The sequence below is a fragment of the Amycolatopsis australiensis genome (genome assembly GCF_900119165.1).
Taxonomy (GTDB): Bacteria; Actinomycetota; Actinomycetes; order Mycobacteriales; family Pseudonocardiaceae; genus Amycolatopsis; species Amycolatopsis australiensis.
The window spans coordinates 3,320,662-3,335,126 of the sequence record NZ_FPJG01000006.1 but is presented as its reverse complement, the minus strand read 5'-3'; the positions used below and the strand labels follow the sequence as shown (position 1 = coordinate 3,335,126).

The window sequence follows — 14,465 nt, the reverse complement described above, 5'->3', positions numbered from 1 at the left end:
GGTCGGGGATCACATGAAGACCCGGGGGTTCGCCAGTCCGGAAAAACGCGCTGGGAGCTGGCATTTTGCGGGATCGGTAAAGCTACCGGCGGGTTGTGTTGGCGGGGTTCGCGGCGCGCTGACCAGCCGTGGTCGGCGAGCGTTGCGCCGGGTGGGGTCAACGTGATCGGTTCAGTTCACCGGGTCGGCGGCCGCTCGGCGAAGGGTGGCGGCCGGTCGGCGAAGACAGGGGGTGCGGAGGCTCACGGCAGGAGGTTCGGGCGTGGCGGAGGGGTTGGTTCGGGCCGGGTGGTGAAGACGGCTCCGCCGCCACGTCAGTCCGGTGTGCCGTGGCGGCGGGAGTCCGGGACTTCCGCTCCGTGACCGTTCCGGCCGTGGCCGTTGCGGCGGCCCGTGTCCTGCGAGCCCAGCTGCTTCACCAGCGCCGCCGCGCTCGCTGTGCCCGCCTGGTGCTCTGCCAGCGCGCGGGCCAGCAGGTCGGCCAGGCCCGCGTCCGGTGGGGGCTCGTCCTCCGCGATGGCTCGGGCGTAGCTCTCCGGGAACGGGGCCGTCGCCGGGGTCCAGTGGCCGAAGTCCTCCATCGGCTCCAGCGACGGTGGCATCCGCAGCCGCGGCAGCCAGGGCTCGGCTTCGTCGCGGTAGTCCGGCACCGAGGGCGGCTCGTCCTCCGGCCGCGGTGGCGGGGCCAGTTCCGGCTCGGGACGGGCCGGTTCCTCGGCGCGCGCCTCGGCGTCCTCGGCCCGGCGACGGCCGCCGCCCGTGCCGCCCGACGGCGAGATCCCCAGGCGGTCCAGCACCGACCGGGCGGCCACGGAGCCGTGCTCGGCGTCGTGACGCGTCGACGGCTGCGGTTCCCGCCGCTCTTCCCACGGCTCCCGCTCGGCGGCGGGCTCGGGCGCGAGGGGCAGGGCAGGCGTGACGCGCGGGGGCGCCGACTCGCGTTCGGCGGCGGTCTCCCGCAGCCGTTGCTCGGCCAGCGCGGCCCAGGAGAACTTGGTCTTCCCGGTGTCGCTCGGCTCGGCTTCGGCCGGCGCCTCCCGGCGGCGCGACGCCGGACGCGCCTCGCTCGCCTCGACCCGACGCTCCGGCTCGGCCCGCCGCGCCCCGGCCTCCGAGCCCGCCTCAGCCGATTCGGACCGGAACTCCTGCTCCGCCCGACGCCCGGGCCGCACATCATCCGGCTCCGCCCGACGTCCGGAACGCGCCTCGAGCGGCTGCGAGCGAAACTCGGGCTCCGCCCGGCGCCCGGACCGCCCCTCAGCCGACTCCGGCCGGAACTCCGGCTCGGACCGCACCTCGACCGACTCCGGCCGGAACTCCCGCTCCGACCGGCGCTCAGAGCCCGCCTCAACCGACGCCGACCTGAATCCCGGCTCTACCCGGCGCTCCGGCCGGAACTCCGGCTCCGACCGGCGCTCGGACCGCACCTCGACCGGTTCCGGCCGAAACTCCGGCTCTACCCGGCGCGACGACCAAGATCCGACCTCAGCAGCCGCCGAGTGCCGCTCGGACCGCACCTCGACCGGTTCCGGCCGATACTCCGGCTCCGGCCGGCGCAACGACCAAGATCCGACCTCAGCAGCCGCCGAGTGCCGCTCGGACCGCACCTCAACCGACTCGGACCGAAACTCCGGCTCCGCCCTGCGCGACGACCCAGCCCCAATTTCCGCAGCGCCCGAGCGCCGCTCGGAGCGCACTTCACCCGGGGGCCCGACCTCCGCCGCCCCCAAGCGGTGCTCGGCACGGACCTCGATCGGCTCCGGCCGTGGCGTGCGGGGCTCCGGGCGTCGCTCGACCACCACCGGCTCCCGGCGCCCCCGCGGTTCCGCCGGTTCCGCCCGCACCGCCGGCATCACCGCGGTCTCGGCCACGTCGGCCGTCACCCGCGGGCGCTCGAACGACCATGCCGGCCCCGGCTTCGCCGCTTCTTCGCGGCCGAACGACCAGACCGGCGACGCCGGCGGGGAGGCCGGCTCGTCCGCCACCATCGGGACCGGCCGGGACGGCACCGCCTTCAGCACCTCGTCCAGGTCCACCGACGCCGGTTCGCCCGTGCCGAACTCGCCCGCCAGGACGCTGCACGCCTGCCGCCGGGCCCGCGCGTGCAGCTGCTCCGCCGCCCGGGAGCGGTACAGGCACGCGATGGCCTCCTCCGCCTGGCCGAACCGCTCCTGCAGCTGCGCCAGCTCCAGCCACAACCGCGCCGTGACCGCCGCCAGCCCGTGCCGCTCCGTGCTCGCCACGGCTTCGCGGACCAGCTCGGTCGCTGCCTCGCCCGCGCCCGCCGGCAAATGAATCCTCGTCGCGACCGCCAACCTGAGCCAGCCCATCGGCGCGACACCCGCCGCCCGTACCGGCTCGGCCAGCATCGGCTCCGCGATCTCGTACGCCATTTCCGTGTCGCCACGGTCCAGCAGCGTGCTCACCAGGAGCAGCACCAGCCGGATCCGGACGAGACCGCCGTCGTCGGCCGGGTTGTCGAGCTTCTCCAGGAAGCCGAGGCCGGTGCGGGCCGCGTCGGCCGCCGCCGTCAGGTCTCCGTGGCGGCGCCGGTGCGCGGCCGTGCCGACGCGCAGCAACGCCCGCACCAGCAGCTGGGTGTCGGCGCCCAAGGAGTCGTCGCCGAGGACCAGCTTGTCCGCCTCCACGAGCACCCGGTCCAGCTCCGCCTTCCGTCCGATCAGCCCGAGGCAGCCGACGAGGTGGCACAACGCGGCCGCCCGGTGCACCGGCGAGACGACGGGGTCGGTCAGGACCGGCCGCAGCGCGGCGAGCCCGGTCAGCGGCACGCCCAGGCTGCGGGCGCACACGGCGAGGTCGATGCGCAGCCGGGCGGCGATGTCGCCGTAACCGGCGTGCTCGGCCGCGCGCAGTGCCGCGACCGCTCGGCCGACCGTGCCCGGCCGCTCGCCGAGCCGGACGCGCGAGGACACGACCAGGCTCTCCGCGCGGATCCACTGCTCGTCGGCCCCGGCGGCTTCGGCCAGCGCGGCCGCTCGCTCGCCGAGGACCAGCGCGAGCTCGGGCGCCCGCAGGTGCAGCGCGTCCGCGCGTTCGATCAGCCTGCCGACTGCGGAGAGGGTTTCCCCGGCATGCGCGGGACGCCCGCCCGCCACGCGGGAGGACGGGCCCGTCCGGTGCTGTTCGCTGGCTTCCACGGGGAAACCCGCCCCCTCAGTCGCGGGTCAGCTTGCGATGGGTGACACGGTGCGGCCGGGCCGCCTCGGCGCCGAGGCGCTCGACCTTGTTCTTCTCGTACCCTTCGAAGTTGCCTTCGAACCAGAACCACTGCGCGGGGTTCTCGTCGGTGCCTTCCCAGGCGAGGATGTGCGTCGCGACCCGGTCGAGGAACCACCGGTCGTGCGAAATGACCACGGCGCAGCCGGGGAACTGCTCCAGCGCGTTCTCCAGCGAGCCCAGCGTCTCGACGTCCAGGTCGTTGGTCGGCTCGTCGAGCAGGATCAGGTTCCCGCCCTGCTTGAGCGTCAGCGCCAGGTTGAGCCGGTTGCGCTCGCCACCGGAGAGCACGCCCGCCGGCTTCTGCTGGTCCGGGCCCTTGAACCCGAACGCCGACACGTACGCGCGCGACGGCATCTCGGTCTGCCCGACGTGGATGTAGTCGAGCTTGTCCGAGACGACCTCCCAGACCGTCTTCTCCGGGTCGATGCCCGCACGCGACTGGTCCACATAGGACAGCTTGACCGTCTCGCCGATCTTGACCACGCCGTCGTCCGGCTCCTCGAGCCCGACGATGGTCTTGAACAGCGTCGTCTTGCCGACGCCGTTCGGGCCGATCACGCCGACGATGCCGTTGCGCGGCAGGTTGAACGACAGGCCGTCGATGAGCACGCGGTCGTCGAAGCCCTTGCGCAGCTTCTCGACCTCGACCACGACGTTGCCCAGCCGCGGGCCCGGCGGGATCTGGATCTCCTCGAAGTCGAGCTTGCGGTGCTTGTCCGCCTCCGCGGCCATCTCCTCGTAGCGCTCGAGACGCGAGCGGGACTTCGTCTGGCGCGCCTTGGCGTTGGACCGCACCCACTCCAGCTCGGTCTTCAGCCGCTTGGCCAGCTTCGCGTCCTTCTTGCCCTGGACCTCGAGGCGCTCGCGCTTCTTCTCCAGGTACGTCGAGTAGTTGCCCTCGTAACCGACGACGTGGCCGCGGTCGAGCTCCATGATCCACTGCGCGACGTTGTCGAGGAAGTACCGGTCGTGGGTGACCGCCAGCACGGCACCGGCGTAGCGGGCCAGGAACTGCTCCAGCCACAGGACGCTCTCGGCGTCCAGGTGGTTGGTGGGCTCGTCGAGCAGCAGCAGGTCGGGCGCCGACAGCAGCAGCTTGCACAGGGCGACGCGGCGGCGTTCACCACCGGAGAGGTGGGAGACGCCTTCGTCCGGCGGCGGGCAGCGCAGCGCGTCCATGGCCTGCTCGACGGTCGAGTCGAGCTCCCAGGCGTCGGCGTGGTCGAGCTCCTCCTGGAGCTTGCCCATCTCCTCGAGCAGCTCTTCGCTGTAGTCGGTCTCCATCAGCTTGAGGACCTCGTTGTAGCGGTCGAGCTTGACCTTGATGTCGCCGAGGCCCTCCTCGACGTTCTCGCGGACCGTCTTGTCCTCGTTGAGCTCCGGCTCCTGCATGAGGATGCCGACGGTGGCGCCGGGCTGGAGGAACGCTTCGCCGTTGCTGGCCTGCTCGATCCCCGCCATGATCTTGAGAACGGTGGACTTACCGGCACCGTTCGGCCCGACCACGCCGATCTTGGCGCCGGGGTAGAACGCGGTGCTGACGTCGTCGAGGATGACCTTGTCCCCGACGGTCTTGCGCACCTTCTTCATGGTGTAGATGAACTCGGCCATGCCCACGATCGTAGAGCGCACCTGATCGCGACTTGACGCCGGTCACCGTCGGACTACCGAAAGTCAGCCCGAGATCACGGCGGAGCACCGAAACCGCGGTTTTCCCGCCATCCGGACGCGGGCTCAACCTCAACTGGAACCCGAGGGTCGCTTGCCTTCGGCGAGGTTCTTCAACATCGCGTTGTAGGCCGTCAGCTCCTCGTCGCCGGTCGCCGCCTCGCGCCGGTCCCGCCGCTTCGCCTCCCGCTCGTCCTGGCGCGACCACTGCACCAGCAGCGCGATCAGCACGAGCAGCACCGGGATCTCGCCCGACGCCCAGGCGATGCCCCCGCCGAGCCGCTGGTCGGTGAGCAGGTCCGACACCCACGGCAGGTGCAGCTGGCTGTAGAACGCCTGCCCGATGACCGTCTGCTTGCTCATCAGGATGACGCCGAAGAACGCGTGGAACGGCATCGCGGCGAACATCATGCCGAGCCTGCCGAGGTACGGGATCCGCCGCGGCGCGGGGTCGACGCCGATCACCGGCCAGTAGAAGACGTACCCGGCGAGCAGGAAGTGTGCGTTCATCGCCAGGTGCGCCCAGTGGTAGTTCAGGGCGTTGTCGAACAGGCCGGAGAAGTACAGCGCGTAGAACGAGCCGACGAACAGCAGCAGCGCGACCACCGGGTGGGTGAGGAAGCGCGACACCGGGGAGTGCACGAAGGCGACGAGCCACTCGCGCGGGCCCGGCGGGGTGTCCTTGCCCGCGGCGGGCAGGGCGCGCAGGGCGAGCGTCACCGGGCCGCCGAGCACGAACAGCACCGGCGCCACCATCGACAGCAGCATGTGGTTGCCCATGTGGACGCTGAACATCGCCGGGGCGTACCGGCCGATGCCCGACGACGTCGCGATCAGCAGCACCACGCAGCCGGCGATCCAGGCGACCGTGCGGCCGACCGGCCAGGTGTCGCCGCGGCGCAGCAGCCGCCGGACCCCGGCGAGGTACAGGCCGCCGAGGACCAGCGCGAGCGTGCCGTAGACGAGGTCGAAGCGGGTGTCGAAGAGCAGCCGCCACACCGTCGGCGGCCCGTCGAGGTCGTAGCCGATCAGCAGCTCGGTGGTCGACGGCTGGGTGACCGCGTCGGCCGGCGGTGGCGTCCTGGCCAGCCCGGAGGCGATCCCGATCGTCACGAACATGATCAGGATCTCGACCGCGGCCAGGCGCAGCAGCTGCCGGCCGCCCTTGCCGTCGACGAGGTCCGCGACGCCCTTCTGCCGCTGCTGGTGGCCGAAGACGCCGAGCAGCAGCAGCGCGACCGTCTTGGCCACGACGAGGAGGCCGTAGTCGGTGGTGAACAGGTCGTTCAGGCCGATGCGGACCAGCGCGTTGACCACGCCGGAGATGGCCATCACGATCCAGCACACCAGCGCCAGCTTCGAGAACCGCTGCGCGGCGAGGCTCAGGTGGCTGCCGCGCCGGTAGCCCAGCGCGAGGACGGCGACCAGGCCACCGACCCAGAACGACGCGGCGACGAGGTGGAACAGCAGGCTGTTGGTGGCGACGTCGTGCGAGCCGCCGCTGGCGGAGTGCCCGGTGACCGCGACCGGCACGAGCCCGCCGACGGCCAGGAAGAACAGCACCGCCGTCCAGCCCCAGGACAGCGCGAGCCGGCAGCCGAGCGCGACGAGGACGGCGATCAGCGCGGTCCACAGCCAGGCCTTGGGCTGCTCGATGGCGCCGACGAGGTCCAGCAGCGTCTGCGGGTCCAGGATCTCGCCGAACGGCTTCCCGGCCGTGTCGGCGGCGGTGAACGCGACCGACAGCAGCGCCGCGCCGAACCAGACCCAGGCGGCGATCCCGGCCGCGCGGAGTGCGCCGTAGCCCTCGGGGGCGAGGGTGCCGGACTTCTGCGGCGGCACCAGGAACGCGGCCAGCAGCAGCGAACCGACGCAGAGCACCGATGCGGCTTCGGACAGCACGCGCACGACCGTGATGCCGTACTTGGTGACCAGGCCGGGGTCCGGCAGGCCGGCGATGACGTACCCGGCTCCGCCGGTCAGCGCGATCAGCCCGACCGCGACGACGGCGGCCAGCAGCACGCCGACCGCGACCAGGGGCAGCACGCTCGCCCGGCGCTGGGTGGGGACGTCGGATTTCGTCGCGGACACGCCACCGAGGGTATGCCCGGCCCGGTCGGGCCCGTGTGACGGGCAGGATGGAGCCGTGAAGATGATCCTCCTGCGGCACGCCGAGTCGCTCGGCAACGTCGACGAGCTCGCCTACACGCGGATCCCCGACCACGCACTGCCGCTGACGGACAAGGGCAGGCGGGAGGCGCTCGCCGTGGCACCGGAGATCGTCCGGCTGCTCGACGGCGCGCGGCCCGCCGTCTACGTCAGCCCGTACCTGCGCACACGGGAAACGTTGCGGCTGCTGGACATCCGGGCTTCGTGCGAGCGGATCGTGCCGGAGCCGCGGCTGCGGGAGCAGGACTGGGGCAACCTGCAGGACCCGGCCGAGCAGGAGATCCAGAAGGCACGCCGGCACGAGTTCGGCCACTTCTTCTACCGGCTGCCCTTCGGCGAGTCGGGCGCGGACGTCGACGACCGCGTCGCGGCGTTCCTCTCCGACCTGCGGCTGCGCGACGAAAGTCACCCGGAGACGGTGCTCATCGTGTCGCACGGGCTCACGCTGCGGCTGCTGTGCCGCCGCCTCTTCGGGTGGAGCATCGAGCTGTTCGAGTCGCTGTCCAACCCGGCCACCTGCGAATACCGGGTCCTGGAAGAACAGGACGGGAAGTGGGCGCTGGACCGCCCGTTCGCGCAGTGGCGGGACTCACCCGACGGGGAAACGCAGCTCTAGCGGCGCGCTCAGCACCACGCGCGTGCCCTGGCCGGGCGCGGAATGGATGCGCGCGGTCCCGCCGACTTCGGCCATCCGCGCGTGGATCGAGTTCTCGATGCCGAACCCCGGTGGGCGCGCGGCGACATCGAAGCCCGTCCCGTGGTCGCGCACGGACACCGTGACGAGGCCTTCGCGTTCTTCGAGGCACACGACCGCTCTCGTCGTCTTCGCGTGCTTCAGCGTGTTTCGCAGGGCTTCGCGGGCCGCGTCGTGCAGGGCGTGGACGACACTTTCGGGTACTTCCGCGGGCTTGGCGAGCGTGACCAGGTCGACGCGCAGGCCGTCCGCCGTCATCTCGACCGCCAAGGCACCGAGGCGGTGTTCGAGGCCGCCGGGCTCGGCGGGCGCGTCGCCGTCGAGGCTCAGCCGCAGGCGCAGGGCGTGCGCGCGGGCGGTGCGGCGGACCTGGTCGAGGCTGCCGACCGGGTCGACCGCGTCCCGGGGCGCCGGCAGGGCGAGCGACTCCATCACCTGCAGCACGGTGTCGTGGACGTCGCGGCGGTGCCGTTCCCGTTCGGCGGCCCGGCCGCGCTGCTCCCCCAGCCCGAGCGCGAACCGCATCGAGCCCGCGACCAGCAGCACGATTGCCAGTGCCGTCACGGCCGCGGCGAGCAGGGCGAACAGGATCCACGTCGCGGGCGCGGACGTGCCCGCCACCGCGGCCATGCCGTACCGCAGGAGCACCGCGGCGGCGATCGCCGCCGCGCCGGCCGGGGCGCCGCGCAGCAGGGTCCAGACCATGACCGTGCCCATGATGTTCGGCCAGGTCAGGGCGAGCAGGCCGGGCACGTCCGCCGCGAACGCCGCCGCGACGACGCTGCTGACGACCGTGTACGCGGTGTCGGCGGCGAGCACGGCCGGGATGCCGGTGCCGCGGCGGAAGACCCAGGCGACTTCGAGGAGGTTCGGCACGACGTAGAGCGCGACCGCGATGCCGAGCGCCGGCGCGGCGAGCCCGTCGGCGGCCCAGACCGCCTGCAGGAACAGCGCCAGCCGGAACACGACGGGCACCAGCACCAGCCGCGGCACGGCCCCCTGGACCAGCGAAAGCCCGAACCGCCCGCTCCCGCCGGCGAGCGCCCCCGCGCCGCCGAGCAGCACAACCCTCACGACATCCTCCCCGGACCAAGGCCCCTACCTTGGTCAGCCGACCTGAAATCGACGCGTCATCGCATTCATTTCAGTTTACGACGAGCTCAGCTTGCCCCGCCGACGTTTCGGCTGTCAACGCCCGGAATCCGCGCTCCGGCACGGAATCGGGCCGCCGGCGGCCAGGCAGCGTGTGGGGCCGAACCGGCGTTGCGCCCACGAACCCGCCGGCCGGGTCAGTGCCATGACCGGCTGGAACCCGCCGAACGCGAGCGCAGCCGCACCAGGACCAGACCACGTTCGGCCATCACGAGCAGCGCCTTCGGCGATCACGGAGCAGAGCGCGACGGCGGCGAGCAGCCACAGCACCGGATGGCGGTCGGCGCCCGGCTCGGCTTCGGCGCCCCGGCGTGCTCGGGACGGCTGCCACCCCGCGGCCGACGGCCCTGCTGTGCACGTCCGACCAGCTGGCTTTGGCCGTGCTCGCGGCGGCACAACTGGGCATCGACGTGCCCGGGGAGCTTTCGGTGGTCGGGTTCGACGACAGCCCGCCGGCGGCGTGGCCGTCCCCGCCGCTGACGACTGTCCGGCAGAACCTGGCGGCGAAGGGCCGGATCGCGGGGGGCTCGTGCTGCGGCTGCTGGCGGCCGGTTCGGTGCCGCCGCCGGAGGAAGTGCCGGTTTCGCTCGTGGTGCGGCGCAGCACGGGCCCCGTCTAGCACCACATCGGCAGAACCCGCAAGGGGAATCCACGGCCCTGTGGACAACCGCGTCTCGCGCGGGAACCTGTCCACAGATTCGGAATCGCGGGCTGACAAATCCCCCGCCACCCGCCAATCTGGAATCACCAGTCCACCGCGGCCCGCGAAAAGCCGCGATTCCAGAGGGGAATTCCACGATGTCCGAACGCCGTTTCCGCTCCCGCCTGCCACACCTGCTCGTCCTGGCCGCGCTTGGGTTGCTGACCAGCGTCGGAACGGCTCAGGCCGCGTCCGATCCGGGTTGCCAGAAGGGCGAATTCTGCCTGTGGTCGGCGAACGACTACGGCGGTGAGGTCCAGCGTTTCGATCTGCGTACCGCGAATCCGGGAGAATGCATCCCGCTGCCGGAAGGATTCGACGGATCGTCGTTCGTGAACCGGATGTCCCGCGACGTCACGGTGTACCAGGACGACGAATGCTCGACGGAGGGAGATTTCGTCACCTACCCGGGTGGCGGCACGTTCGTCCCGGACGCGCCGTTCCTGGTCCGCGGGATCCAGATCTGGGAGTGACGCACTGACCCGGGCCCGAACCGCCGCCCGCTCCAGGGGGAGCCGGCTCGCGGCGGCGGCCGGACCCGACCGGGGCCGCTCCCCCGACAGCGGCCCCACCCGTGGGCGCGCCTCAGCGGCGGGGCGCGCCCACGGGCTCCCCGGGGTTGGTTCTGGCCGGATTTGGCCGGCCGGAGAACCGGCGCGGTTCGACAGCCGGGCAACGCCCGGCGGGCCGCACCCGACCACAGCCAGTGGCCGAGCGGCCGCCGCCCCGCCACACCCCAGGAACCACTCCAAGCCGGCACTGACCACCCGCCAGAGGAACAGGCACCGCCGCCAGCCCACTCGCACATTCAGCAGCCGGATGCCGCCAGCGGCGCCACTCGACCACCTCAGCGGCCGGATGCCTCCGGCGAGCGACACTCGACCACCTCAGCGGCCGAGCACAATCCCGCGGGCTTCCTCGACCACTTCCAGGGGCCGAGCAAGCCCCGCTAGACCACATCCAGCGGCCGAGCACCGCCCCCCGAGCTCCCCGACCACATCCAGTGCCTGGGCGCGCTCAGCAGGCCGCCTGGCGGCTGGATGTCCCGAGAACGCCAGCCGACCGCACACCGAAGGGTGACCACCGCCCTAGAGCTCTCAGCCAACCCCACCTTCAACAGCCGGGTACCGCCTGGCAAGCCTGTTGGACCACACCCAGCGACTGGGGAAGTCCCATCGAACCCACACACCCCAGACCTGGCGCATCACGACCGACTGCAGCACAGGCCGGGCCCGCCCATCAGCGGGCCGAGCCGCAGCCAGAGCCTTCTAATCTCTCGGTCGCGGGTTCCAAACCGATCCGGGCACGGGCGCCAGCGAACCAAGCGAGCACCCGGGCTCGGCGACCAGCCCGACCAGGCCACATGAGCCGGTGGTCCGGTCCCCTGGCGGGAACGTCGGCCGCCGCGGGGGCGGGTTGCGGTGGACAGAGCAAGAGCCTTCTGATCTCTGGATAGCAGGTTCGCGCCCGTCACGGAACCCCGCCGGCCGGGCCACCTCTGCCGAAAGGAGCACTCAGCGTCACCGGCTTGTCACCTTTGCCTGGGTCTGCCGGCCTCTGCGCCGGACTTCCGAATTACGTCGAACGAGACCTGAAACGATTCGCCGGTGTCGAACGATCGAGAGGATGGCGACGACTAAGCTGCCAGTGCCGGGCGAACCGGTACGACCGGCAGCAGCCGTCGGCGCGGGCCCTCGTAGCTCAGCTGGATAGAGCAAGAGCCTTCTAATCTCTAGGTCGCAGGTTCGAGTCCTGCCGGGGGCGCCACCAGGGAAAACGCCGTGCGCGGGCTACGCACGGCGCCTCCTGATCACGTGATCGGGCCCACAGCTGCGGTCTGCGGCGTGGTCCCACTGTGGACGATGGGCCGTCCACTTCTCCGTGGCGTACACGGCCGGAAGCCGCAGCGCGTAAGCCGCCGAGTGGCGGAATCTTTCCTCTTTGATTTCTTGTCGAGACAACCTTGTTACCCGACCCCTCGCCGCGATCGGACGCTTACTCCGTGCGATGTCGCGTCAACTCGACGCGCCGACCTGAACCGGCATACCCCTGTGGAGGACACCAATCGTGGCGCACCACCGACCCACCCCTCGACAGCAGCGCCGGCGGGCGAACCGGGCCGCGCGTGCCGTTTTCGACGAAGCCCGGCGGGCCGGGCTCGTCCATCGACACCTCCTGAAGCTCCGCCACCTCGCTACCCGATCGCTCGCCGAACCGGAAGCCGGCAGCTCGGCCGGCGACATCGAGCCGGCCGGGACTGCGGATGCGACGCCGCCCGGGCGCGACGCAGCCGGCGAGACACGGCCGTCCACGCCGGAGGCGGCATGAGCCGGGCAGTCCACTGTGGATGGACACAGCAAGAAAGGTGGCTTCTGCCTGCGGTACCCGGCAGAAGCCACCTTCTCGGCGACGCGGAACTACGCGACTGCGTTCAGGCGCACGGGGAGGGCGCGATGACCGTTCATGATGAAGGTGGACAACGGCTCCAGGTCCGCCGGATCCACCGCCAGCGACAGGTCGGGGTACCGCTCGAACAACGTGGACAGGCCGATCGTCGCCACCAGGCGGGCGATGCCCGCGCCCAGGCAGAAGTGCGGGCCGTAGCCGAAGGACAAATGCTCCTTGTCCGCCCGGGTGATGTCGAACTCGCACGCCGATTCGCCGTGCAGGGACGGGTCGCGGCCGATCGCCGCGTAGTTGACCAGGATCGGCTCGCCCTGAGGGATCGTGACACCCTCGCCCAGGTCGATGTCCTCCACCGCGTACCGCAGCGGGAGCGAGGCGAGCGGGGACTCGACGCGCAGCGTCTCGTCGATGACGTCGTTCCACGTCGCTTCCCCGGAGCGGACGAGCGCCAGCTGGCCGGGGTGGGTGAGCAGCGCCGTGATCGCGTTGTCGAAGAAGTTGATCGTGGTTTCCGACCCGGCACCCAGGATCGCGAAGATCGTGTCGGCGAGCTCCTGCTCCGACAGCCGCGAGCCGTCCTCGTCGCGGGCCGCGATCAGGTCGCTGGTGATGTCCTGCGCGGGGTTGGCGCGCTTCTTCGCGATCAGCTCGGCCATCGAGCCGCGCCAGCCGGCGAGCACGGCCTGCGCCTGCTCGGGCGTGACCGTCGTGTCCACCATCATGTCGATCACCTTGGCGGTGGCCGCGCGGGCCTGCTCGTCCATCCCGATCAGCTCGGCGACCAGCATCGCCGGCAGCGGGTAGGCGAACCGCTCGCGCAGGTCGACGACCTCGTCCGGACCGGCGGCGAGCCCATCGAGCAGCATGGTCGTCAATGCTTCGATCCGCGGGCGGACCGCCTCCGTGCGCTTGGGGGTGAACGCCTTCCCGACCAGGCGGCGCAGCCGGACGTGGTCCTTGCCGAAGGCGGTGACCATGTTGTCCATCGCGACCCAGCTGATCATCTCCCAATCGGGCCGGATCTCGCCGTTGATGAACTTCGGCCAGTGGTTGCGGGCGCTCTTGGTCACCCTCGGGTCGGTGAGCAGCCTCTTGATCACGTCCGCGCGGGTGACCGACCAGGCGAGCACCCCGCCGGGCAGTTCGACGCGGGTCGCTGGGCCCAGCGCCCGCAGGCGGGCGGCCTCGCCGTGGATGTCCCGTCCCGTCGTGTCCAGGACCGGGCACCGGCCGGCCGGCGGGCTCTCGAGGGACCGGGCGAAGGCACGGATGTCGCCGACGAGCAGCTCCGGCTGCTCCAGCGCGGCGAAGTGGCCGCCGCGGGGGAACTCCGTCCAGCGTGCGAGCGTCGGCAGGTCGCGCTCGGCGAAGCTGCGGATCGGCAGGAGGATGTCGCGCGGGAAGACCGCGACCGCGACCGGCACGGCCGGAGGCGGCGGCTTCTGCCCGGTGGCCTGGGCACGCACCGCGGCGGCACCCTCGTAGTAGAAGTGCGCGGACGTGCCGGCGGTGGCGGTCAGCCAGTAGATCGAGACCGTGTCGAGGATCTTGTCGCGGCTGATCGCGTCCTCGGGCACCTTGTCGGAATCGGTCCACTCCTTGAACCGCTCGACGATCCAGGCCAGCTGGCCGACCGGCGAGTCGGTGAGCGCGTAGCTCAGCGTCTGCGGCCGGGTCTGCATGAGCTTCATGTACGGCGACAGTTCCTGGTCGAACTTGCCGAGCACGCCGAGGCGCCCCATGTCGTCCTCGCCGAGCGCGGCCAGCTCGGCCGGGTCGCCGCTCGGGAACGTCATCAGCATGTTGACGTGCACCCCCGCGCAGTTCTGCGGGTCCAGGGTGCCCAGCGCCAGGGAGATCACCGAGCCGGCGTCGCCGCCCTGTGCGAGGTAGTCGCGGTAGCCGAGACGGCGCATCAGCTCGGCCCAGGCCAGTGCGATGCGGGGGACGTCCCAGCCCGTCGCGCGCAGCGGGCTGGAGAAGCCGTAGCCCGGCAGCGCGGGGATCACCAGGTGGAACGCGTCGGCCGGGTCGCCGCCGTGGGCGCGTGGGTCGGACAGCGGGCCGACCAGGTCGAGGAACTCGGCGACGGAGCCGGGCCAGCCGTGGGTCAGCAGCAGCGGGCGGGCGCCGGGCTCCGGCGAGCGGACGTGCATGAAGTAGATCGGCGCGCCGTCGATCTCGGTGACGAACTGCGGGTGGCGGTTCAGCGCCGCTTCCGTGGCGCGCCAGTCGTAGGAGCTGCGCCAGTACTCGGCCAGCTCCTTCAGGTAGGCCAGCGGCACGCCTCGGTCCCACCCCGCGTCGGGCAGTTCCTCCGGCCAGCGGGTGTTGGCCAGCCGCTCGCGGAGATCGTCGATGGCCGCCTGCGGGATTTCGACTCGGTACGGCTGCATGCTCGCCTCAAATCCGTGCAATTTCCGGCTGATGTGAATC

At 71.8% G+C, this 14,465-nt stretch carries 7 protein-coding genes, 1 tRNA gene and 2 pseudogenes; 4 read left to right on the top strand and 6 right to left on the bottom strand.

What is annotated here, in order from left to right; translation table 11 throughout:
* Positions 1-314: 314 nt before the first annotated feature.
* From BT341_RS17285 to BT341_RS17275, 3 genes are all read right to left on the bottom strand, one after another.
* Positions 315-3,158, bottom strand: a complete 2,844-nt coding sequence (locus tag BT341_RS17285) for an ATP-binding protein (RefSeq protein WP_072477284.1) — start codon at positions 3,156-3,158, stop codon at positions 315-317.
* Positions 3,159-3,174: 16 nt separating this feature from the next.
* Positions 3,175-4,851 (bottom strand): energy-dependent translational throttle protein EttA, encoded by a 1,677-nt coding sequence (gene ettA / locus BT341_RS17280; protein ID WP_072477283.1) that lies wholly within the window; start codon positions 4,849-4,851, stop codon positions 3,175-3,177.
* 129 nt (positions 4,852-4,980) lie between these two features.
* Positions 4,981-6,999, bottom strand: coding sequence for a bifunctional copper resistance protein CopD/cytochrome c oxidase assembly protein (locus tag BT341_RS17275; protein WP_072477282.1), 2,019 nt, complete (start codon positions 6,997-6,999; stop codon positions 4,981-4,983).
* A gap of 55 nt (positions 7,000-7,054) precedes the next feature.
* Between BT341_RS17275 and BT341_RS17270 the strand changes: the two genes are divergently transcribed.
* A complete protein-coding gene (locus BT341_RS17270) occupies positions 7,055-7,693 on the top strand; it encodes a histidine phosphatase family protein (RefSeq protein ID WP_084742891.1) in 639 nt (212 codons plus the stop codon).
* On the opposite strand, the gene BT341_RS17265 is transcribed toward BT341_RS17270, so the two are convergent.
* Entirely contained in the window at positions 7,667-8,836 is a 1,170-nt protein-coding gene (locus BT341_RS17265; RefSeq protein WP_072477281.1) for a sensor histidine kinase, read from the bottom strand. The two genes, BT341_RS17270 and BT341_RS17265, sit on opposite strands and share 27 nt — an antisense overlap.
* Positions 8,837-9,234: 398 nt before the next feature.
* Here BT341_RS17265 and BT341_RS17260 point away from each other — a divergent pair.
* The 3 genes and pseudogenes from BT341_RS17260 to BT341_RS17250 all read left to right on the top strand — a co-directional run bounded on the left by BT341_RS17260 (position 9,235) and on the right by BT341_RS17250 (position 11,390).
* Positions 9,235-9,542, top strand: a pseudogene (locus tag BT341_RS17260) (substrate-binding domain-containing protein).
* Between the two features lie 179 nt (positions 9,543-9,721).
* Positions 9,722-10,096: a peptidase inhibitor family I36 protein gene (locus BT341_RS17255; RefSeq protein ID WP_072477280.1), complete on the top strand. Its 375-nt coding sequence runs from the start codon at positions 9,722-9,724 to the stop codon at positions 10,094-10,096.
* Between the two features lie 1,217 nt (positions 10,097-11,313).
* Positions 11,314-11,390 (top strand) — tRNA-Arg (locus BT341_RS17250).
* Positions 11,391-12,040: 650 nt separating this feature from the next.
* On the opposite strand, the gene BT341_RS47870 is transcribed toward BT341_RS17250, so the two are convergent.
* On the bottom strand, positions 12,041-12,685 hold the full coding sequence (locus tag BT341_RS47870) for a cytochrome P450 (RefSeq protein ID WP_425426479.1): 645 nt from the start codon (positions 12,683-12,685) through the stop codon (positions 12,041-12,043).
* Positions 12,686-13,276: 591 nt separating this feature from the next.
* Positions 13,277-14,425, bottom strand: a pseudogene (locus BT341_RS46410) (epoxide hydrolase family protein); the annotation flags it as partial.
* Positions 14,426-14,465 lie beyond the last annotated feature (40 nt).

Excerpts from the sequence above, each read along its gene's own strand:
- BT341_RS17255 (WP_072477280.1), top strand. The coding sequence starts at position 9,722 with ATGTCCGAACGCCGTTTCCGCTCCCGCCTGCCACACCTGCTCGTCCTG.
- ettA (WP_072477283.1), bottom strand. The coding sequence starts at position 4,851 with ATGGCCGAGTTCATCTACACCATGAAGAAGGTGCGCAAGACCGTCGGG.
- BT341_RS47870 (WP_425426479.1), bottom strand. The coding sequence starts at position 12,685 with ATGGCCGAGCTGATCGCGAAGAAGCGCGCCAACCCCGCGCAGGACATC.